The following is an 18,963-nucleotide window of genomic DNA, read 5'->3' on the forward strand; positions in this document are numbered from 1 at the left end:
CAATGAAATCAGCGTCCTCATTGCCCCGCCCCGGTACTGCCGCCGGATGTCGCCGCAGCGGTACCGGTGTTCCGCAAGGCGGCACCGAGCGCCGCGCGACCGCTTCCCGCAAGCCAGGACCGGAACGAAAGTAGGTCGGGATTAAGTTCGCGCATGAAGTCGAGGTCGACGTGTTCTGCAAGGGGGCCGTTTTCAAGACTCGATGCCATCTGCGCCAGATCGGCATTGGCGGCCAATACCTCTTCGGGAAACCGGGCATAGGCGATAGGCCTGCCTGCAACCTCGGTGAACGCGTCGGCCAGCTCCTGGCCAGTGACCCTGTCGCCGGCGATTTTCATCGCTACGCCTGCAAACGGGGCCTCGTTCGCGAAAAGCGCAGCGACAATCTTGCCGATATCTTCCACGGCGATGAGCTGCATCGCTTGATCGGGACGGATCAGCGACACGAGCCGCCCTTCCTCCAGTCCGAAACCGGGCCGGACCAGCATTTCCATGAAGATCATCGGCCGGACAATGGTTGCAGTAAGCGGCAGATCACGAATATGGGCCTCGATACGCGGTTTGGCGTCGAAGCGCGGAACGCCGGTCAGTTTCTCTCCCACGCTTGCACCCGAAGAATAGACGAAATGGTCGACCCGGCTCTTTGCGGCAAGGTTGGCGATGGCTTTCCCGTATCGGACCTCGTCTTCCGCCGACAGGGTGCCGGGCAGCACGCTGAACACGCCACGGACGCCCTTCATTGCGGCCTCGATTGTCGCGGTTTCTTCGAATGAACCGCGCATGAGCTCGGCGCCCGCCTGCCGCAAGGCAATCGCGGCCGGTTTGGAAGGATCGGAGACAAAGGCACGGACGGGCCATCCGGCCTTCAGCAATGCCCTGGCAACCGATCCGCCCTGCCGCCCGGTGGCGCCGAAAACCAGAATAAAACGTTGATCATCTGTCATGGGTTACCCTCGCGTTGAACAAGGGCTATCCATATATACGGTATTCGCTAGGCCGGAAGACGGCACATTTCTGAGCCCCAGGCACAAGAATGTAGCTTACGGAGACAATATTGATCGAGAAAACCGAGGATGGCCGCTCCTTCAGGCCATATCCATCCAATGGCATTTGCGCGAAACTGGGCGATAAATGGACCGCGCAGGTGCTTTGGCAGCTGTCGCGCGCCAGCGGACAAAGGCTGCGCTACTCCGCGCTCAAATCCGGGATCGAGGGAATCACCCAGCGTATGCTGACACTGACTCTGCGCAATCTCGAGCGGGATGGTCTGGTGAACCGCCATTCCTTTCACGAGGTGCCGCCACGCGTCGAATATGAATTGACCGATATGGGCGCGGAGTTGTTACGGGCGTTGGAAAGCGTCAACGCCTGGATATGGGATAATCTGCCGCGCGTCGAGGAAAGCAGGCGAAACTACGATCATGCCGTAAGCTGACTATGCGGTTGCAGTCACTCGGATTCGCTGCCCTGCACAGAATTAAGATCGGACATGACGCGTTCCCTTGTCTTCTGCCATAGCTCAAGCAGTTCGCGGCGACGCCGTGGCGGTTTACGTTCCAGCACCCTGATTCCGAACATGCGCTCCGCGCGGAAATGGCGGATGGCATCGCGCCTTTCGCACCAGGCGATCAACAGGCAATGCGTATCGTCATAGCCGAGAAGGATCGGCCAGACGCTACGCTGGCTGACCGTGCCTTCCAGAGAGCGGTAACTGAAGGCCAGCACCCGTCCCCGCCGAAGCGCGTCGCGCACCAATGTCGTATCCGGCCTCTCCTGCGACACGGGATCGAGGGGACGTATGCCCAGTGTCGGCTGCTCCAGCACGAAACGGCTGCATTCAGGCAAGGCAAACCGGATCTTTGACAAGACATCCTGCGCCAGCCGGGCAAGCGCCCGATCGGGATGCCTGGCAACCCATTGCGCGCCAAGCGCAAACGCCTCGGCCTCTTCCGGGCTCAGCGCCAGCGGCGGCATCTCATAGTCGTCAGCCAGCACATATCCAAGACCCGCCTCGCCCTGGATCGGAACCCTCTGGCCAATCAGTTCGGCAATATCCCGGTAGACCGTGCGCCGGGACACTTCGATCTCTGCCGCAATCGCCGCAGCCGTGACCGGCCGCGATGTGCGGCGTAGGATTTGAATGATCTGAAAAAGGCGGTCGGCGCTGCGCATTCTGGACTCCTGTTGCCACAATGCTGGCATCAGCACTCATTCACAAGGCTTCTTCTCCGATCGTCGATCGGTTCCAGACAGGAAACTAAGATAAAACTCGCCTCTCTTCTCCTCACCGCGCAGGACATCAACGGCCTCGTCGCCTTATATGAAATGGTCACGGGTCTGAAGTCCAAATGGCTGGCGCCCGTCTTTGCCGAAATCGTGACGCCAACGGCAGCGCCGACACCGGTGCTTTTTATAGAAGAGACAGCGGAGCCCGCCGTGAACCGCTCCGCCATTATCGAACTGCAGGTTGCCTATCTGGATGCCGAGTTTGACGGGTTGAAAGGACTCGTTGAGGCCGTCCATCCGCCGAAGCTGCTGCCCTGGGGCAACCGAACCGTCCAGCTACGCGAACCGGAAGGAACGCTTATCAGTCTCCGTATGCCGGTAACCGATAAGAGAAAATGCTTGCGGATTAGGAATGTCTTCGGTTTCAGAGTGTGTTGATTTCCACTGAGAGCTGACCCGGCGCAGCCTGATAGGTCAGCTCTCAGTGGAAATCAACACAGAGTGTATCTGCCCGGTCTGACGGTTTGTTTCACGCAGCCCGGATTTCGCGCTCTATTGGGGGTTTCAGGCAATGATGCCCCACCGATTAAACCATCAGCCCTCCCCATGGACGGGAACAGGCGGAAGAACTGCCTGACTGCGCATTTTGCCCGGTGGCTGGCCGGTCGCGCGTTTGAAAGCACGGGCGAAAGCAGCCTGCGATCCATAGCCGAGGCGATCGGCGACAATGCTGATCGGCATGCCATCGCGCGCGATCCACTTCGACGCCTTCTGCATGCGGAGCGCCGTGACATACTTCTGCGGCGAGCTCCCCGTTACCGAAGCGAAACGCTCTGCGAAAGCGGATCGTGAAGCACCCATCATTTGCGCCATCTCCATGACCGTCCAGGCACGTTCTGGATCGCGATGTAATGCGGCAATCACGCGCCCGACACGTGGGTCACGCAACGCCTCGACCCAGCCTCGGGCCTGACCACAACCGCATTCGATCCATCCACGTACGATGGAGGCTGCCACGACATCCGCCAATCGTGCGAGAATGCCCGCAGAACCGGCTCGTGGCTGCGCCATCTCCCGTTCCATTGCCGCAAGCAGTGGCAGGATCTCCGGTTGCCTGTCGAGCAAAGTGGCCACTGGCATGATTGCCGGCATGAGTTCGACCAGCGGATGAAGTGTGTCGAGATCGAATTCGATCTCACCGGTGAAGACATTGGTGTCCGTGGGGCTGCATACTCCATCCGGGCAGGTAAGAACATCATAGACCCCAAGGCAGAGCGGTTCGCTCCGATAGCTGTCGAAATCGCGTGTTTTCTCGCCCTCCGCCGAAACTAGCCGATGCGCCCGTCCAGTTGGGATCAGGACCGCATGGCCACCATGGAGCCAGAGCGCGTCATGGCCGACAACCTCGAGGCGAACATCCCCGCGTGCCACGAAGTGAAATCGTGCTGCTCGCCCGTCGCCAAAATGAATACCGAACGGGGGCGCAAGACGCAGCCGTCCGTAGCGCGCGCCACGCAGCCGCATCCCAATGAGAAGCTCGCTGAGGATATCGGAGCCAGAATGGCCATCAGAAAATTTGGCGTTTCGATCAAACATTCTGGAATTTTTGGCATAGATTGGCCAGCCACTCCACATCTATTTTTTGCGCGAGAAGTGACAACTCAGTGGAATTGCGATGCTATCCAAGGATAGTCAGCTTAGCGAATATCACAGCTCGTCGGCAAGGTCAGCTGCAGTAACCTCTATGGCCGTTGGAGCCTTCGGTCTGGTCGGATCCGAATTCCTGCCAACCAGCCTGCTGACAACAATGGCCGCAGATCTTAACGACAGCGAAGGGGCGGTCGGACAGGCCGTCACGGCAACTGCGGTTCCGGCACTCATCGCGAGCCTGTTGGTAACGTTCTTGACGCGTAACCTCGACCGCAAAAACGTGATCATCTGCTTTTCGCTGCTGCTGATCATCTTAAATGTCATTGTCGCCTTGTCTCCGTCCATTTGGATGGTCTTGGCAGGCCGCGTCTTTCTCGGGCTTGCACTCGGCGGCTTCTGGACGCTCTCCCTCGCCATAACAGGGCGTCTGGTAAGAGAAGAGTATACCGCCCGCGCCTTATCGATCGTGATGTTCGGCATTTCTGCGGCGACAGTTTTAGCACCGCCCGCGGGGAGTTTCTTGGGTGATCTGATCGGCTGGCGAGGTGTCTTTTTAGTGAGCGCCTGTCTTGGAGGGCTCGCCCTCGTCGGCCAGATCGTCGCCCTGCCACGGCTTCCCCCTCAGGGCCCATCACACCTGGTAGTCCTGGTCGCAGTTGCCAGACGGCCCGGAATCGCTGCAGCGCTGGTATCAGTATTGCTGATCTTCACGGGGCATTTCGCTTTCTTCACCTATATCCGGCCATTCCTAGAAATGGTCACGCATCTGGGTGGGGAAGGAATTTCAACGTTTCTTCTCGGGTTTGGCATGGCGACCTTCGCAGCCAACTATCTGGGTGCCTACCTATTCGAAAAGTCTATGCGGCCAAAGCTTGCCGCAATGCCGTGCACTATGGGTATTCTGGCACTTTTTCTTTTAGAATTCGGGCGCAGTTTCATCATCACCGGCCGTCTTTTGACGTTGTGGGGGTCGCTTTAGGAACCGTTCCCGTTGCCTGGTCAGCGTGGTTTTCCCGCGCTGCTCCTGACGAGGCCGAAACCGCGAGCGGGCTTTTTCTTATGGCCGGAGCCTTCGTGGTCACTTTGCGAGTGCCGGGTTTAGCCAGCGAGGCCCCACCAAACAAAGGCCGGGCCGGCACATCACAGCCATAATAAATTGTCCAGAACAGACCTTCGTTCAATTAATCAATCACAGGAGCACAAAGAGTGAAGAACACGATCGCAGCCGCGTTTTTGGTACTCTGTACAATTGGCTCGACAGCTCGTGCCGAAGTCCCTTTGGCTCGGGGGTCGATCATCGCACCCGATGCCACTTTGGAAACTGTATATGCCGACGGTGTCTGGCTGGAAGGGCCAGTCCAGGCACCCGATGGCCACCTCTACTTCAGCGACGTAACGATTTCCTTCTACAGCGGAATGCAGGATGGCTCGATCCTGTCCCTTGACCCGGAAAACGGTAAGACTACGATCCTGCGCAGCCCTTCCGGCATGGCAAACGGGCTGGCGATCGGGCCGGATGGCGCGCTTCTCGTGGCAGCGGGAGCGGATTTTGGCTGCCGATGCGTCATGCGCACCGATGCCCGGACCGGAAAGACAACCATCATTGCGGGCACGTATGAAGGACTTCCCTTCAACGCACCTAACGATCTGGTGGTTACTTCAAACGGAACAATATATTTTAGCGATACGCGCTACTTTGGGCACGAGCCAATTACGCAGCCTGTCTTCGGCATCTACCGGATCTCTCCAAACGGAAAAGTCGATCTGGTCATCACAGACGCAGCAAGCCCGAATGGCTTGGCTCTTTCTCCGGATGAACGCACTCTATATGTCGCCGAGAACGATATCGGAACACATGACATCGGGCTTGATCGGCCGGCGCGCCAGGGGGGGATGGACATCCTTGCCTATAGCTTGGACGACAGTGGCATGCCGCAGAACCGGCGCGTGTTTGTCGCATCAAACGGCGCCCGCGGCGCCGACGGCTTGACCACGGATGCTGCGGGGAATGTCTACGCTACGATCCAGCAGCCGGACCGTCAGGGTATCTATATCTACGCACCCAGCGGCGAGCTTCTCGCGACGATCCCAACGCCGACAATGCCAACCAATGTCGCGTTAGCCGAATCCGGAACAACGACATACCTCTATGTCACCGGCGGCCGCTTTCTCTATCGCATTAAGACGCTCACCCAACTTAGAACGACTGAATACCGGCCATGAAAGATTGGAAGGGCGATGTGACATGGATTTCTCCCAGAGTATGATTCGACGGCCCAAGGTCACGATCAAATAGCCTGTCAACTTAGCATGTCTTTTCCACTATATGCATGTCACCCACGTGCAAGCATAGCAATTACGATCTCCTGCCGTCACCGACCGCGATGCAGCGCAGGATTTGTATGATCTGAGAAAGCCGGTTGGCGCAACACATTCTAGACTCCTGTTGCCACAATGCTGGCAGCAGGATGCATTTACAAGGCTCCGTCTTCGATCATCGATCGAGTAAAAACAGGAGACTAAAATGAAATTCGCCTCTCTTCGCCTCATCGCACGGGACATCAACGGCCTTGTCGCCTTTTATGAAATGGTCACCGGCCTGAAGGCCGACTGGCTGGCACCCGTCTTCGCCGAGATCGTGACCCCTTCCGCAACTATCGCCATAGGCAGCGCGGAGACCGTCGCACTATTCCAGGAAGGGACGGCGGAGCCCGGCGCCAATCGCACCGCCATTATCGAGCTGCAGGTGGCCAATCTGGACGCCGAGTTCGAGCGGCTGAAGGATCTGGCGGAAATTGTCCATTTACCGAAGCTCTTGCCCTGGGGTAACCAGACCTTCCAGATACGCGACCCGGAAGGAACTTTGGTCAGCCTCTACATGCCGGTGACTGAAGCTGCCAAAGCGCGCTTCGGCAACCGCTAATCCAGTTGTCTGTCGCCGTATTCGTTACCTCCGCGCTAGGGCCTGTTTCTCTCATGTTAGGGGGCAGGCAGGCGTTCGCATGCGATGACGTCAGACGATCGGACTGGCAGCAGCAATTGGTCCAGCGTCAACAAACCGAAGCGCTCGACAAAGATCGCTTCGACTTGGTCCATTGTGTTCTTCAGTGCAGCGTTCACCCTACGCTCGACAAGGCAATCGGGATTGTCGGCCCGCATGCCGATTGCAAAGAGAGTTGGTCTTCCAAGCGCCGAATAGACATCAAGCAAAGTGATCTGATCGAGCGACCTGGCGAGCCTCCAGCCACCGCCATGCCCCCTGTCCGACTGTACATGTCCTGCGTTGCGCAATCCCGCCATGGTGCGCCGGAAGACCGCCGGGTTCGTTCCCATACTCCTCGCCAGGAGTTCCGAGGTAACAGGTTCCCTCACCTGCGCCAGGTGCAGCAGGACGTGGAGCACGTCGGAGAGGCGCGTGTCGCGGTTCATGACATGCGCTTTCTGGGGGAGGAGCGCCGCCGCAAGTTTCCACGACTATCTGGAGTGGGAAATTCCACGGTATGATTGCCGCCACCGCCCCTAGCGGCTCTTTGACGGTATAGGTCAGCGTCTCTCCGGGCAACGCGACGGCGCTGGTGGTTCGACCATCGAGCTTGCTCGTCCATCCGGCAGAATATTCGAAGTTCGCGATCGCTCCCGCGACATCGATAGAGCGCGCATCCGATATGGCCTTGCCGACATCGATGGCTTCGAGATGCGCTAGAAAGGCAGCATCGGCCTCCATCGCTTCCGCCAGCCGCAACATGAGCTTTTGGCGCTCGAGAGGCGACAGCCGACCCCATGTTCCATTGAGCGCCTTCCACGAAGAGTGCACCGCCTGATCAACGATCTGCATATCCCCAGCGGCAAGTTCTGTCAGTGTCCTTTGAGTGAAAGGCTCCACGAGATCGATGGGATCCTGACCCGACAGGGTCTCCCGTCCATCTATGAAGTGGCCGATCGGGCGGCTGACGAACGATACCACCTCCGCGGGAACCGAAAATCGCTCGAAATAGTCTTTTACAACTCGATCCATTGGCTTTCCCATCCGATAGCACCCCATCTAACGACGGCATGACGTAACTGAAATGAGAAAATGCCAAACCGACGTTTGACAATGTACCGAGTTATTTCATCGCCCTGGTAGCGGGGCGCCAAGGCTTCGAAGTGTGTCTTTTCACCGACCCCGTTATCCCGCTATCGGTTTGCAATTGAAGGAAATCGAATTTTGGCCGCGCCCCGTTACACGTCGATTGCCCTCTGGCGGTTAGGATCTGCGCGTTTATGATCAAAAAGCGCTTCCCGGTCGATCCGTTCGCCATGCATAGCTATTCTCCCGCACAAATATCAGCACCGTGATCCGGCGCGGTCCCGGTTGCTTAAGAAACGGCCAATCCACGTGTCATGGGTTTCGGCACCCCTATCCCCTCAAATGTGGCGGGACATGCGGTCGATGACAAACGCTAAGATCAATTCCTGTATAAGCTAGGAAAGACTACGTCCTGATCAACCAAGACATTGAACTTGTAGCCCGGCCGGATTTCCAGCGTCGGCTGCACGTTGAGGTTTCGGCTGATGGTTTGTTCGGCTACGCGACCGAAGCTTTCCGCGAAATTCCGCCTTGCCGCATCGGAGGCCGTATCCTGCGTGGCCAGCGTCGAACTTTCGGGTATGGACGCGTCGATCCCGGTTCCGATCAGCGCAATCAGCGCCGCCGAACCAAATGTCCGCCAATAGTGGTTGTTCACCTTGTCGTGGAAGCCACCGTAGCCTTGCGCATCTGTTCCCGCCATGCCTCCGATCTGCAGCGTGGATCCATCAGGGAAGATGATATCCGTCCAGACGACAAGCAAGCGGCTCTGACCGAGCGACACCTTGCTGTCGTAGCGCCCGAAGAGCTTCGTTCCCTGCGGGATCAGCAGGCGATGCCCTGTTGCGCTGTCGTAAACATTCTGACTGACCTGGGCTGTGATACGACCGGGCAGGTCCGAGTTGATGCCTGATATCAGCGTCGCTGGAATGACCGATCCGCGCTTCAGTTCATACGGCGACTGCTGTGGTAAGACACGATTTGGGAGATATCCGAGTTCCTTGAGATCGGCGTTGAAGAAATCCTCCTTGGAGGATTGTCCATTCGGATCGACATTTTGCCCGCCGAGGCCCGTCCGCAACGCGGCTGCATAGAGATCCGAGGTGCCGCCGGTGGTCGTCGATGACGCAGCATTCGTCGTCGTTCCCGCCGAGGTGGCCTGGTCTGCGCTCGCCTCCAGCTTGCTGCGGTCGATGGCGAGTGGTGCGTCATAGGCAGCGTCATTCGCCTGTAGTCGGGCCATGCGCTGACGATGCCGCTCACGCAGATATTGCTCCCTCTGCTCGCGCTCAAGCCGTGCACGCCAGACCTCTTCGTTTTCCAACTCCTGCCCGCGCTGCTGTTCCTCGTTTTGTCCCGGTTGCGGCGTGAAGGGATTGCTTGACTTTTCCTCGGCCTGCTTCGTCTCGACAGATGTCGGCTGAAACGTGGTTTGCTGCTGTGGCTCACCGATGATGCCATCCGTCACACCACGCTTGATCTGGTCGGCGAAGGTTGACGCCGGATTGCCCGAGCTTGTGTCCGGACCGCCGTCCTTGCTGAAATAGAGTCCACGGGACGAGAGCCCATAGAAAATCACGCCAAGGAAAGCGATGACCAGCACGATCACCACGATAATCGGCAGCCGATTGATCCGCTTGATGCCAGATTCCGCTTCGGCATTTGCAGCACTGCCAAGTTGCAAGGATTGGACCATGATGCTTCCCCTTAGCCGCGTCGCATCAGCGAGAGCGCGCTCGCCGGCGCAGCACCGCTTGCCGTAACGGAATAGGCCCGACCGAGCTCGACGCTATCGGTCGAAAGACGCGCCAACACTTGTCCGTCGAAGGGCACGATCACATAGGCGAGTGGGATGATCTTCGTTCCGTCGTCCGTCTTCTGGTCGGTGACGACGGCGTAACCCCAGCCTTTCAGCGCCGCCTCCAGAGCCTGCCCGAAGGGTGAGGTGTCCGCCTTCAGCGCAACCGTCGCCTTGCCGGGTCCGATCTGCTCGGCAAGCCGGCTGACCATATCGCCGGCAATGGCGCTTGCCGCCGGGCCGGAGATCTCGGGTGGTGCGTTGCTCGCTACGAGACCATCGGTCCCGATAGACTGGCATCCGGAGAGGATGGCGAAGGTGCCGGCTGCGGCAAGGGCGCGGATGGGGCGCAACAGGAGATTGTCGGCAAAGGGTCGCATCACCGTCCTCCTCTTCTGATCGTCACCTTCTCCTGTTTCCAGCCAACGCCCGAGACCAGCACCGCGCGATCGACGTGATAATCGACCACCATCATGTCGCCCTTCATCCGGTAGTTGACGATGCGGTTCTGGCCGCCAGATGTGACGAAGAGAACCGGTGCATCCTGGCCGGAGATCGAGCGCGGGAACTGGATGTAGGTTTTCTGGCCATCGGAATAGACCCGTGTCGGCCGCCAGCCGGCTCTGCCTGACACCGAATAGGAGAAGTTGAGCTGCTCGGCAGGAACGCCGGCGCCTGGAATGGTGCTCGCCTCGAGACGGGCATTGATGTCGGCAAGTTTCGCCGAGACATCCTCCGGATACTCGAATCCGACGCGGGCCATGTATTGCGTGGCATGCGACTTGAGCTGGATATGATAGGTCCGCCGCGACGTCGTCACCACCATGGATGTGACGAGACTGGGCTCCGACGGCTTAACGATCAAATGGATTGCCTGACCACCCGCCGCCCCTGACGTGGCCGGTTCGACCTTCCACCGCACGGTATCCCCGACGAGCACATCGCGAACGACCTCGCCGCCCTGAAGCTCGATGTCGCAGACCTGCAGCGGTGAGCAGACGACCGAGGGCTGAACCTCACCATAGAGAAAGATCACCTTGCCGTCGGCTCCCTTGGTCACGAGCCCGCGCGATCCGCGCCACTGGCCGGAGATGCTGACGCCCTTCGCCTCGTTCGCGGTCACGCCATCGGCCGCAAAGACCTCGGGAGGCGCAAGAATGGAGAACGCCAGCGCTGCTGATATGATGGCGCCGGCAGTCAGCATGGCCGAATAGTTCTCAAGACGGATATTCATGTTCGGGCCATGCCTTTCAAAGCTGCGCGGTCCAGTCGAAGTCCCTGACATAGAGACCGATGGGGTTGAGACGGATGACGCCCTCGTCCTGCGGCGGTGTAAGGGTAACCGTGGCGATGCCGCGAAAGCGGCGGGTGGCCGTCTCCTTGCCGCGGCGGTCGCGTTCGAACTCGGTCCAGTCGACCTGATAGGACTGGTTCGACAGAGCGACGATATTGTTGACCTCGATCGCGACGGTAGCAGTCTTCGCCTTCTCGAAGGGCGAATTGGAACGGAACCAGGCATTGACCTTCTCTGTCGCCGGATCCGAGGTCCTGAGGAGGCCGTAGGTTCGGTCGATATATTGCTTTTGCACCACCGCATCCGGCGTCACGCTTCGGAAATTCGAGACGAAGCTGCCGAGCGTGGCGCGCACCACACGCGGGTCGGCATATTCGATCTGCTGTGGGAAGCCGGCACTGGAGGCCGTGCCGAGCTTGTCGACCTCGACGATATAGGGGACGAGCTTGACCTGCGTACTCTGGTAGAGCGCGTAACCGAAGCCGATCACCGCCATGACCATGCCGGTGACGCCAACGATGCGCCACGCCGCGGCCGCCTTCACATAGGAACCATAGCGCTCGTTCCACTCGTTGCGCGCCGCGAGATAGGGATTGGCGATAGGGGAATTCTCTGGCGGATTGCGTCCGGCCATGGGTGATCATCCTCCAGCTACTTGTTCTCGTTGATGGGTGGGGGCGGCGGCGTTGGTCGGCCTGATTGCCGCGTCTGGTCGAGCTTGGCGTTGGCAAGCCCGAGCAGCGATCCGGCATAGGCGCCGGGTGAGGCGATGGCCTTCTCCTTGGCTGCCGATCCGGCAGCCCATCCAGCACTTCCAATGCCGGACGCCATGCCGCGAAGTGCCGCGCCCGCCATCGACGAGCCCCCGGCCCTCGCCGAGCTCGCCGTCTGCGCCCCTTTTGTTGCAGCACTTGCGCCGAGGAACGCCCCGCCGGCTGCGAAGGTGGCGGCCTGGCCGCCATGGCGGATCGCTTCCATGCCGCCGGCGATGGAGGCGCCCTGGACCACGCCCTGCAGGATCGGCGGGACATACATGGCAATGACGAAGACCACGACCGAGATGCCGGCGATCGCAAGCGTGGTGATGAACTGCTCGGAGGTCGCCGTCGGCGCCTCGGCGAGCCCCAGCAGAATGTCGGAGCCGATCTTGGCGATCATTACCAGCGCCATCAGTTTCATGCCGACGGAGAAGGCGTAGACCAGATATTTGACCGCGAAATCCTTGGTGAAGGACGAGCCGCCAAGACCGAGCATGATCATGCCGGCGAGCAGGCCGACATACATCTCGACCATGACGGCGACGAAAATCGCGGCAACCAACGAGAAGGATACGACGACCACGACCATGGCGAAGACCGCGGCGATCGCCAGCGCGTTGTCTTCCCATAAGCCGAACTTCGCCTGTTCCGACATCTTGGTTGCGACCCGGATGCCCGCGTCGAAGATGTTTGCGGGTGATGCCGAGCCGCCGCCGGCGCCGATTTGGTAGAGGCTATCGACCACGGCTTTGGCGAAGGACGGCCCCTGGTCCAGGATGAAGGCGAAGAGGCCGATGAACATGATCCGCCGCACGAGCTCGGCAAACCAGCTGTCGAGCGAGGCGGCGTTGATCGCCAACCATACCGCGGCAATCCCGATCTCGATACCGGCAAGGATCCAGAACAGCGAACGCGCCGCGTTCATCGCCGTTGTCTCCCAGCCTTTCGCGGCGGTTACGACGGAGTTTTCCAGCGTCGTCAGGACCGAACCCTGTTGGGCAAGCGCCGGTGTCGTCGCCAACAGGATGAGGCCGATCGAAATGAACACGAGTTCCAGCTTCCGGGAGGGGTGGACGATCACCATCGCGGTTTCATCTCCTGCCCGCCACGGACGTCGCGATCCGGATCGCCGCTGAAGAATTTTTCGCGATGCTCGCGGCGCTCGGTTTCGGAAGCAGATTGCGTCGCGGCTGCGCCCGATCCGGACACGGGAGCCGGACGCGGCTGGACCACGTTCCAGGTGACGATGCCGGCGCTGAGCGCGACGATCCCCGCCAATACCAGGATGAACAGCAGACGCGGGCTCACCAGCGTGGCTCCATGGTCTGGCCACCACGGATGTCGCGCTCGGTCGCACTGAAAAATTGTTCACGGCGCGCCTGGGCCAGATCCTTTTGAGCCTGCTCGGACTGGAACCATGTGCCCATCATGGTCATCTGCTGGGAGACGAGACCGCGCAGCTTCTGCATCTGCGCGACCTGCTGTGCGGCGATCTGATGCCCGACTTGCAGTGCCTTCATCTGACCATCGGCCGACTCTGACATCGAGCGAAGCGACGACATCGTGCTCTCTTCGCTGGAAAACTGGTCGGCCGTCAGGTTCGCTGCCTTCAGGGTTCCGGCGATCGTGTCGTGATTGGTGTTCGACCAGTTCTGGTAGGTTGTGGAGAAGCTCGCTCCATCAGGCAGATTGCTCTTCATCTCGGCAAAGCTCTGGAAACGCTGCTTCAGCACATCGTCGATATTACCCATCGAGAAGGCGACGCCCTGTCCTTGGGCGACGACGTTTTGCAGGCTCTTCAGGTCGCCTTCGACCTGCCCCCAGATGTGGTTCGGCAATTGCGCCGTGTTCTGCAGGAGATTGTTGTAGATGTTGAGCTGGTTCTGGATCTGCTCGGCAAGCTGGGAGATCTGGGTGATCTGGTTGTTCACCTGCTCCGCGGACTTGCCGACCAACGAGACAAGCTCGGCATTGTTGGCAAGCTGCGTCCACTCTGTCGCCTGCCCGGTGACGCCGCCGGCTTGAGCCGTGACCGGTAGGGTGGCGGAGAGCATAATGGCCGAGATAATTGTGGCGCACGCCACCTTACTTGGCCGGGAAGAATGTTTCGGCATGGGCGATCCCCCTTTGCTGGAGCCAAGGACAAGGCCATGCGGCCCCATGTTCGGAATGCAGGGCGCGGATGCGCTTCAGATCTTCCTTGCCGGATGCCCCGACAAACGAAAGCGCGACGGGCCCGAGCGCCATGTCGAAGAGCCTGCGGCCCTCGGGCGAGACGACGTAGTATTCGCGCTTTGCAAGCGCCGTCGCGACGATCTCGATCTGCCGTTCGTTGAAGCCGATGCGTTCATAGAACTCTCGCGTGCCTGGCTCCCGCGCGGCCCCATTCGGCAGGCAAATCTTGGTCGGGCAACTCTCCTTCAGCACATCGATGATACCGGAGCGTTCGGCGTCCGAAATCGACTGGGTGGCAAGCACCACACCGCAATTGGCCTTGCGCAGCACCTTCAGCCATTCGCGAATCTTGTCCCGAAACACCGGGTGGCCGAGCATCAGCCAGGCCTCGTCGAGAATGATGAGGCTAGGGTAGCCCGTCAGGCGTTTCTCGATGCGGCGGAACAGGTAGGTGAGGACGGGCACGAGATTGCGTTCGCCCATGTTCATCAGTTCCTCGATCTCGAAGCACTGAAAGGCGCTGAGTGCCAGACCGTCCTCCTCGGCATCGAGAAGCTGCCCCATGGGGCCATCGACGGTGTAGTGGTGCAGCGCGTCCTTGATCTCGCGCATCTGCACGCCCGACACGAAGTCGGAAAGCGAACGGCCTCGCGATTCCGCCATCAGCCCGATCTGCCGGGAGATGGCGTTGCGATAGTCCGGGGTGATGGTCACACCCTGCAGTGCCACCAGGGTCTCGACCCATTCCGACGCCCAGGCGCGGTCGCCATCGGTCGAAAGCTCGGCAAGCGGGCAGAAAGCCAGCGCCCTCCCCTTCCCTTCCGGATGAATATCGCCGCCGATCTGGTAGTGATCGCCATCAATGCCAAGCGTCAGCGGCAGCATCGAGCCGCCCTTGTCGAAGGCGAAGACCTGCGCGTCTGGATAACGCCGGAACTGCGCGGCGATCAGCGCCAGCAGGGTCGACTTGCCGGAGCCGGTCGGCCCGAAGATCAGCGTGTGCCCGACGTCGTCGACATGCAGGTTCAGCCGGAACGGCGTCGAGCCGCTGGCAACCTGCATCAGCGGCGGTGAGCCCGGCGGATAGAACGGGCAAGGCGCCGTCGGGCTTCCCGACCAAACGGAGTTCAGCGGAATGAGGTCGGCGAGATTGCGGGTGTTGATCAGCGGCTCGCGGATATTGGCATAGGAGACGCCCGGCAGGCTGCCGAGAAAGGCGTCGGTCGTATTCAGTGTCTCGATCCGTGCGCCAAAACCTTCCGCCTGGATCAGCCGGCGGACCGCCTCGCATTTCTCCTGCAAGCGGGGCTGCAACTCGTCGAAAATGACGATGACCGGTGTATAGTAGCCATAGGCGACGAGTTGCGAAGAGGCTTCGGCAATCGCATCCTCGGTCTCCGTCACCATCATCATGGCGTCCTGATCGACTGAGCGGCTCTGTGTCTGGAAGAGCTGATCGAAGAAGGGCCTGACTTTCTGCTGCCACTTCTTGCGGGTGCGTTCCAGCTTTGCCCGCGCCTCCTCGGCATCGAGGAAAACGAAACGCGACGACCAACGATAGGTGAGCGGCATCAGGTCGAGGCTGTTCAGGATACCCGGCCAGCTCTCGGCCGGCAGGCCGTCGATCGCCACGAGACCGAGAAAACGATTCTCCACCAGCGGCGTCAGGCCATGCTGCAACTCGGCCGTCACCAGCCAGTCGAGATACATCGGGATCTCGGGTAGGCGGACCGGATGGTTCTCGCCGGTGATGCAGAAGCGGATGAACTGGAAGAGCTCGTCATAACGGGCAACCCGGAAGCCACCACGCTCTGACGTCTCCCGCGTCACCATCCGGCGAATCGAGACGACATTAGCGAGATATTGCTCGACCTCGCGGATCGAGGTCAGAAACGTCTCCAGGGCCTTGTCGGCATAGGTAGCCGATCGGCTAACCGTATCCGAATAGACATAGCGAGTCAGGCCGGAGCGCCGCGGCTCCGGCGGCCGCCATGTCAGGATCATTGCGTGCCGGCTCTCGAAATGCCCCCTCTCCTTCTGGAAATGCGCTCGCCGTTCGGCGTCGATCGCCCGCGTGACCGGATCGGGGAAGTGGCAATCGGTATCGACCGGATAATCATCCGTCGGCACGCGAACCGCCTCGACCTGAATCATCCATCCGGAGCCGAGCCGAGACAGGATCGCGTTGATCTGCCGCGACACCTCGTTGCGTTCGGCGTCGGTCGAGCTCTCGCTGTCCGGTCCGGCGAAATACCAGCCGGCCATCAGCGAACCGTCCTTGAGCAGGATCACGCCGTTGTCGACCAGGCCGGCATAGGGCACCAGATCGGCAAAGGACGGACCAGAATGACGGAATGACTTGACGGCAACCATCGAGAACCCTCAGAACTTGCGCCAGGGCGAGGACGTTGCGCGATAGAACGCCTTGTAGGAGATATGGCGGACATAGACCCGCCGCATCAAAGGATCGGCCTTTGCCATCATGCGCAGTGCCGCGACAGCGATCAGCCAGATCGCGAGGCCGAAGAGCGCTGCGTACCAGGTCAGCACAACGAAGATCAGGATGATGGCGGCAAGTGCCGTCAGCAGCACCAGCTCGCGGTCGGCGCCCATCAGCAGGTTCGGACGCGATAGCGCCCTGTGTACAGGCGAGCGGGAAAGGTTGGAGCCGGGCTCAGCCATGCGCTCCCTCCCCTTCTCTTGAAGGTTCGCGCGGCGGCGTAGCGATGTCGGTCGCTGACGGTGTGTCGGCCGCCCCGATCGACGCACCGGTCGCGCCGAACAAGGCGACGATCTGTGTTGAGCCAAGCAGGACCCCGCCGACAAGGGCGATGAAGCAAAGCCGCCGCGCGAAATCATTCAGTTCGCCACCGAAGATCAGCATGCCGCCGGCGATGGCAACGGCTGCCAGGGCAATAAAGCCGGCGACGGGTCCGGTGATCGATTGCTGGATCTGCTGCAGCGGCGACTCCCATGGCAGGCCGCCGCCGCCCGAGGAGGCCAGTGCCGGTTCTGCGAGGGTTAAAGCGATGGTGGCGAGGCCCAGGGTGGCGAGATTTATCCTTGTCTCATGCGGCATGGCTGTCCTCATCAATCTGGGCGTAGTGTTCGGTCCGGTAGCGGGCATTGCTGAACCCCTCGACATGGATCACGTCCCGGACCCGTCTGCCCTTCCCTGTTCGTTCGATGGAAACGACGAGATCAACGGCCTCGCCGATGACTTCCTGCATGGGCTGCTGGCTCGCTTCCGCGGTCAGTTGCTCCAGCCGGCGCAGGGCCGACATCGCCGTGTTGGAATGGATGGTGGTGACGCCGCCCGGATGGCCGGTGTTCCATGCCTTGAGCAGAGTGAGTGCGGCGCCGTCGCGGACCTCGCCGACAATGATGCGGTCCGGTCGCAAACGCATGGTGCTTTTCAGGAGCCGGGCCATATCGACCGTCTCGGTGGTATGCAGGCACAAGGCGTTTTCCGCCGCGCACTGGATCTCGGCGGTGTCTTCCAGGATGACCATGCGAGCGTCCGGCGCCGTCGCGACGATCTCGGCGATGACGGCATTGGCGAGTGTCGTCTTGCCGGACCCGGTTCCGCCGGAAATGACGATGTTCATGCGCGACGCGATCGCGCTGCGCAGCACAGAGGCCTGTGCCTCCGTCATGACTTTCGACTTGACGTATTCGTCGAGCGGGATCAGCCGCGACGCCCGTCTCCGGATCGTGAAGGCAGGCGCCGATACCACCGGCGGAAGCAGGCCCTCGAACCGATGTCCGCCGATCGGCAGTTCGCCGGAGATGATCGGCTGCTCGTCGTCAGCTTCCGACTGCAGCGCATGGGCGACACTGCCGATGACGACTTCGGCGGTGGCGGCACTCATCGCCCCGGCGGGGGCAACACCGTGCCCCAGCCGTTCGATGAACAGCCTTCCATCGGGATTGAGCATGATCTCGACGACCGTTGCATCGTCGAGTGCGACGCAGAGCTGGTCGCCGAGTGCGTCCTGGAGTTTGCGGACGAGACGAGGATGGGAACGGAGCTGGGTCACGCCGCGCTCCTCAAAGGACCGGCGCCATCGTGCTCGATGGTCGAACGGTAACCTGGCGGGCAAACCGTGTCGAAGCTGGCGCGATCAGCCGGCAGGCTGCCCGCAACGGCTGTGGTATTGCCAATGGCCACGGGATCGCCGAGACGGCTCATCGGCCATCCCGCACGCTTCAGGATGCGCTCGAAGCGAAGATCAGTGGCGGTGACGATCTCGCTGTAACCGTTTGCCATCGACCATTCGATGATGCCGGCGAACATGGTGAGCGTCGCCTGATGGAGGCTCCCTCCCCTCCCCGCTTGAAGCGACGTGTCGACGCAGAAGCGTGAGCTCTCGACCATTGCGGCATGGGGGTCGAGCGAACCGCGCTCCAGCAGTTGCGGGAATATCTGCTCCAGCATCGTCGGGCCAGATGCAGGCAGCAGGCGCGCGCAGCCGACGACTTTCTGGTCGGCGGAGATCGCCAAGATGTAGGTTGGCTGGAGATCATCGTACTGATCCCGCTCACCCTGGTCCGTAATCGTGACATCCCATTCCAGGCGGTCGCCAAACACGGCGGCCCGAAGACGGTGCATCTGGTTCAGGTAGTTGTGGTTGCTTGCGTAGTGGTCGGCCGAGACGCTCAGAATCTGCATTGTGATCTCCGCATGAACTGGTCAGGCGAAGGAAAATCATCTCGTGCTGCGTGTGGCTATGTGCAGATTTGCATCCGGTGATTCTACCGAATCGGCGGTATAGCTCTCGAAAATCGGGCGGAAGGCGGAGTCTAAAATGTTGATAAGAGGTGCAGATCTGCATTTCCTACACCCCGCTGCGAACAACGGGAGGCAGGCTAACTACAAGATAATGATTGATGAATCCGCTTTCGGCTTAACTGGGGCAAAAGCGCGTTAACCTTTCGTTAACCAAAAACGCCTTGCAACCAAACACGCATTCAGTAATCGTCACGGAAAAAT

General features: G+C 60.3%; 21 protein-coding genes and 1 pseudogene. 5 read left to right on the top strand and 17 right to left on the bottom strand.

Annotated elements, in window-relative coordinates:
- Positions 1-17: 17 nt before the first annotated feature.
- Positions 18-944, bottom strand: coding sequence for an NmrA/HSCARG family protein (locus AABQ55_RS33900; protein ID WP_272791969.1), 927 nt, complete (start codon positions 942-944; stop codon positions 18-20).
- A 110-nt stretch (positions 945-1,054) separates the two neighbouring features.
- Here AABQ55_RS33900 and AABQ55_RS33905 point away from each other — a divergent pair, with 110 nt between their 5' ends.
- Entirely contained in the window at positions 1,055-1,435 is a 381-nt protein-coding gene (locus AABQ55_RS33905) for a winged helix-turn-helix transcriptional regulator (protein ID WP_272791970.1), read from the top strand.
- A gap of 14 nt (positions 1,436-1,449) precedes the next feature.
- Here AABQ55_RS33905 and AABQ55_RS33910 read toward each other — a convergent pair whose 3' ends face one another.
- Positions 1,450-2,172: a helix-turn-helix transcriptional regulator gene (locus AABQ55_RS33910; RefSeq protein ID WP_272791971.1), complete on the bottom strand. Its 723-nt coding sequence runs from the start codon at positions 2,170-2,172 to the stop codon at positions 1,450-1,452.
- Between the two features lie 90 nt (positions 2,173-2,262).
- Here AABQ55_RS33910 and AABQ55_RS33915 point away from each other — a divergent pair, with 90 nt between their 5' ends.
- Positions 2,263-2,664 (top strand): VOC family protein, encoded by a 402-nt coding sequence (locus tag AABQ55_RS33915; protein ID WP_272791994.1) that lies wholly within the window; start codon positions 2,263-2,265, stop codon positions 2,662-2,664.
- A gap of 156 nt (positions 2,665-2,820) precedes the next feature.
- On the opposite strand, the gene AABQ55_RS33920 is transcribed toward AABQ55_RS33915, so the two are convergent.
- Positions 2,821-3,861: an AraC family transcriptional regulator gene (locus AABQ55_RS33920; RefSeq protein WP_272791972.1), complete on the bottom strand. Its 1,041-nt coding sequence runs from the start codon at positions 3,859-3,861 to the stop codon at positions 2,821-2,823.
- 40 nt (positions 3,862-3,901) lie between these two features.
- Here AABQ55_RS33920 and AABQ55_RS33925 point away from each other — a divergent pair, with 40 nt between their 5' ends.
- The 3 genes from AABQ55_RS33925 (at position 3,902) to AABQ55_RS33935 (ending at position 6,799) form a co-directional block, all read left to right on the top strand.
- Entirely contained in the window at positions 3,902-4,855 is a 954-nt protein-coding gene (locus AABQ55_RS33925; RefSeq protein ID WP_272791973.1) for an MFS transporter, read from the top strand.
- 227 nt (positions 4,856-5,082) lie between these two features.
- Positions 5,083-6,099 carry an SMP-30/gluconolactonase/LRE family protein gene (locus AABQ55_RS33930; RefSeq protein ID WP_272809234.1) on the top strand — a complete coding sequence of 339 codons (1,017 nt, stop codon included), beginning with the start codon at positions 5,083-5,085 and terminating at the stop codon, positions 6,097-6,099.
- A gap of 301 nt (positions 6,100-6,400) precedes the next feature.
- Positions 6,401-6,799 (top strand): VOC family protein, encoded by a 399-nt coding sequence (locus AABQ55_RS33935; protein WP_272791975.1) that lies wholly within the window; start codon positions 6,401-6,403, stop codon positions 6,797-6,799.
- A gap of 56 nt (positions 6,800-6,855) precedes the next feature.
- Here the strand turns inward: AABQ55_RS33935 and AABQ55_RS33940 are convergent, their stop codons facing one another.
- From AABQ55_RS33940 to traI, 14 genes and pseudogenes are all read right to left on the bottom strand, one after another.
- Complete coding sequence (locus tag AABQ55_RS33940; RefSeq protein WP_272791976.1) at positions 6,856-7,305, bottom strand: Rrf2 family transcriptional regulator; 450 nt, start codon at positions 7,303-7,305, stop codon at positions 6,856-6,858.
- Between the two features lie 91 nt (positions 7,306-7,396).
- Positions 7,397-7,918 (bottom strand): annotated as a pseudogene (locus AABQ55_RS37860) (aldehyde dehydrogenase family protein); the annotation flags it as partial.
- Between the two features lie 406 nt (positions 7,919-8,324).
- Positions 8,325-9,641 carry an IncP-type conjugal transfer protein TrbI gene (trbI, locus tag AABQ55_RS33945; protein ID WP_272791977.1) on the bottom strand — a complete coding sequence of 439 codons (1,317 nt, stop codon included), beginning with the start codon at positions 9,639-9,641 and terminating at the stop codon, positions 8,325-8,327.
- An 11-nt stretch (positions 9,642-9,652) separates the two neighbouring features.
- Positions 9,653-10,123 carry a conjugal transfer protein TrbH gene (trbH, locus tag AABQ55_RS33950; RefSeq protein WP_272791978.1) on the bottom strand — a complete coding sequence of 157 codons (471 nt, stop codon included), beginning with the start codon at positions 10,121-10,123 and terminating at the stop codon, positions 9,653-9,655.
- The gene (gene trbG / locus AABQ55_RS33955; protein WP_272791979.1) at positions 10,123-10,977 is read right to left on the bottom strand and encodes a P-type conjugative transfer protein TrbG; all 855 of its coding nucleotides are present in this window, start codon (positions 10,975-10,977) and stop codon (positions 10,123-10,125) included. Before trbG ends, trbH begins: the two co-directional genes overlap by 1 nt.
- Before the next feature lie 16 nt (positions 10,978-10,993).
- The gene (locus AABQ55_RS33960) at positions 10,994-11,671 is read right to left on the bottom strand and encodes a conjugal transfer protein TrbF (protein ID WP_272791980.1); all 678 of its coding nucleotides are present in this window, start codon (positions 11,669-11,671) and stop codon (positions 10,994-10,996) included.
- A 17-nt stretch (positions 11,672-11,688) separates the two neighbouring features.
- The gene (trbL, locus tag AABQ55_RS33965; protein ID WP_272791981.1) at positions 11,689-12,879 is read right to left on the bottom strand and encodes a P-type conjugative transfer protein TrbL; all 1,191 of its coding nucleotides are present in this window, start codon (positions 12,877-12,879) and stop codon (positions 11,689-11,691) included.
- Positions 12,873-13,103 carry an entry exclusion protein TrbK gene (gene trbK, locus AABQ55_RS33970; protein ID WP_272791982.1) on the bottom strand — a complete coding sequence of 77 codons (231 nt, stop codon included), beginning with the start codon at positions 13,101-13,103 and terminating at the stop codon, positions 12,873-12,875. Before trbK ends, trbL begins: the two co-directional genes overlap by 7 nt.
- Positions 13,100-13,909, bottom strand: coding sequence for a P-type conjugative transfer protein TrbJ (gene trbJ / locus AABQ55_RS33975; RefSeq protein WP_272809235.1), 810 nt, complete (start codon positions 13,907-13,909; stop codon positions 13,100-13,102). Before trbJ ends, trbK begins: the two co-directional genes overlap by 4 nt.
- Positions 13,881-16,343: a conjugal transfer protein TrbE gene (locus tag AABQ55_RS33980; protein WP_272791984.1), complete on the bottom strand. Its 2,463-nt coding sequence runs from the start codon at positions 16,341-16,343 to the stop codon at positions 13,881-13,883. Before AABQ55_RS33980 ends, trbJ begins: the two co-directional genes overlap by 29 nt.
- A 9-nt stretch (positions 16,344-16,352) precedes the next feature.
- Positions 16,353-16,652 (bottom strand): conjugal transfer protein TrbD, encoded by a 300-nt coding sequence (locus AABQ55_RS33985; protein WP_272791985.1) that lies wholly within the window; start codon positions 16,650-16,652, stop codon positions 16,353-16,355.
- On the bottom strand, positions 16,645-17,049 hold the full coding sequence (gene trbC / locus AABQ55_RS33990) for a conjugal transfer pilin TrbC (protein WP_272791986.1): 405 nt from the start codon (positions 17,047-17,049) through the stop codon (positions 16,645-16,647). Before trbC ends, AABQ55_RS33985 begins: the two co-directional genes overlap by 8 nt.
- Positions 17,039-18,010: a P-type conjugative transfer ATPase TrbB gene (gene trbB, locus AABQ55_RS33995; RefSeq protein WP_272809236.1), complete on the bottom strand. Its 972-nt coding sequence runs from the start codon at positions 18,008-18,010 to the stop codon at positions 17,039-17,041. The genes trbC and trbB overlap by 11 nt, the downstream gene beginning before the upstream one ends.
- A complete protein-coding gene (traI, locus tag AABQ55_RS34000; RefSeq protein ID WP_272791988.1) occupies positions 18,007-18,642 on the bottom strand; it encodes an acyl-homoserine-lactone synthase TraI in 636 nt (211 codons plus the stop codon). Before traI ends, trbB begins: the two co-directional genes overlap by 4 nt.
- Positions 18,643-18,963: the final 321 nt, after the last annotated feature.

This window comes from Shinella sp. WSD5-1 (assembly GCF_963942435.1).
Taxonomy (GTDB): domain Bacteria; phylum Pseudomonadota; class Alphaproteobacteria; order Rhizobiales; family Rhizobiaceae; genus Shinella; species Shinella yambaruensis.

Excerpts from the sequence above, each read along its gene's own strand:
- AABQ55_RS33910 (WP_272791971.1), bottom strand. The coding sequence starts at position 2,172 with ATGCGCAGCGCCGACCGCCTTTTTCAGATCATTCAAATCCTACGCCGC.
- trbJ (WP_272809235.1), bottom strand. The coding sequence starts at position 13,909 with ATGCCGAAACATTCTTCCCGGCCAAGTAAGGTGGCGTGCGCCACAATT.
- AABQ55_RS33980 (WP_272791984.1), bottom strand. The coding sequence starts at position 16,343 with ATGGTTGCCGTCAAGTCATTCCGTCATTCTGGTCCGTCCTTTGCCGAT.
- trbL (WP_272791981.1), bottom strand. The coding sequence starts at position 12,879 with ATGGTGATCGTCCACCCCTCCCGGAAGCTGGAACTCGTGTTCATTTCG.
- AABQ55_RS33985 (WP_272791985.1), bottom strand. The coding sequence starts at position 16,652 with ATGGCTGAGCCCGGCTCCAACCTTTCCCGCTCGCCTGTACACAGGGCG.
- AABQ55_RS33925 (WP_272791973.1), top strand. The coding sequence starts at position 3,902 with ATGCTATCCAAGGATAGTCAGCTTAGCGAATATCACAGCTCGTCGGCA.
- trbG (WP_272791979.1), bottom strand. The coding sequence starts at position 10,977 with ATGAATATCCGTCTTGAGAACTATTCGGCCATGCTGACTGCCGGCGCC.
- AABQ55_RS33935 (WP_272791975.1), top strand. The coding sequence starts at position 6,401 with ATGAAATTCGCCTCTCTTCGCCTCATCGCACGGGACATCAACGGCCTT.
- trbI (WP_272791977.1), bottom strand. The coding sequence starts at position 9,641 with ATGGTCCAATCCTTGCAACTTGGCAGTGCTGCAAATGCCGAAGCGGAA.
- traI (WP_272791988.1), bottom strand. The coding sequence starts at position 18,642 with ATGCAGATTCTGAGCGTCTCGGCCGACCACTACGCAAGCAACCACAAC.
- trbH (WP_272791978.1), bottom strand. The coding sequence starts at position 10,123 with ATGCGACCCTTTGCCGACAATCTCCTGTTGCGCCCCATCCGCGCCCTT.
- AABQ55_RS33960 (WP_272791980.1), bottom strand. The coding sequence starts at position 11,671 with ATGGCCGGACGCAATCCGCCAGAGAATTCCCCTATCGCCAATCCCTAT.
- trbC (WP_272791986.1), bottom strand. The coding sequence starts at position 17,049 with ATGCCGCATGAGACAAGGATAAATCTCGCCACCCTGGGCCTCGCCACC.
- AABQ55_RS33920 (WP_272791972.1), bottom strand. The coding sequence starts at position 3,861 with ATGTGGAGTGGCTGGCCAATCTATGCCAAAAATTCCAGAATGTTTGAT.
- AABQ55_RS33900 (WP_272791969.1), bottom strand. The coding sequence starts at position 944 with ATGACAGATGATCAACGTTTTATTCTGGTTTTCGGCGCCACCGGGCGG.
- AABQ55_RS33940 (WP_272791976.1), bottom strand. The coding sequence starts at position 7,305 with ATGAACCGCGACACGCGCCTCTCCGACGTGCTCCACGTCCTGCTGCAC.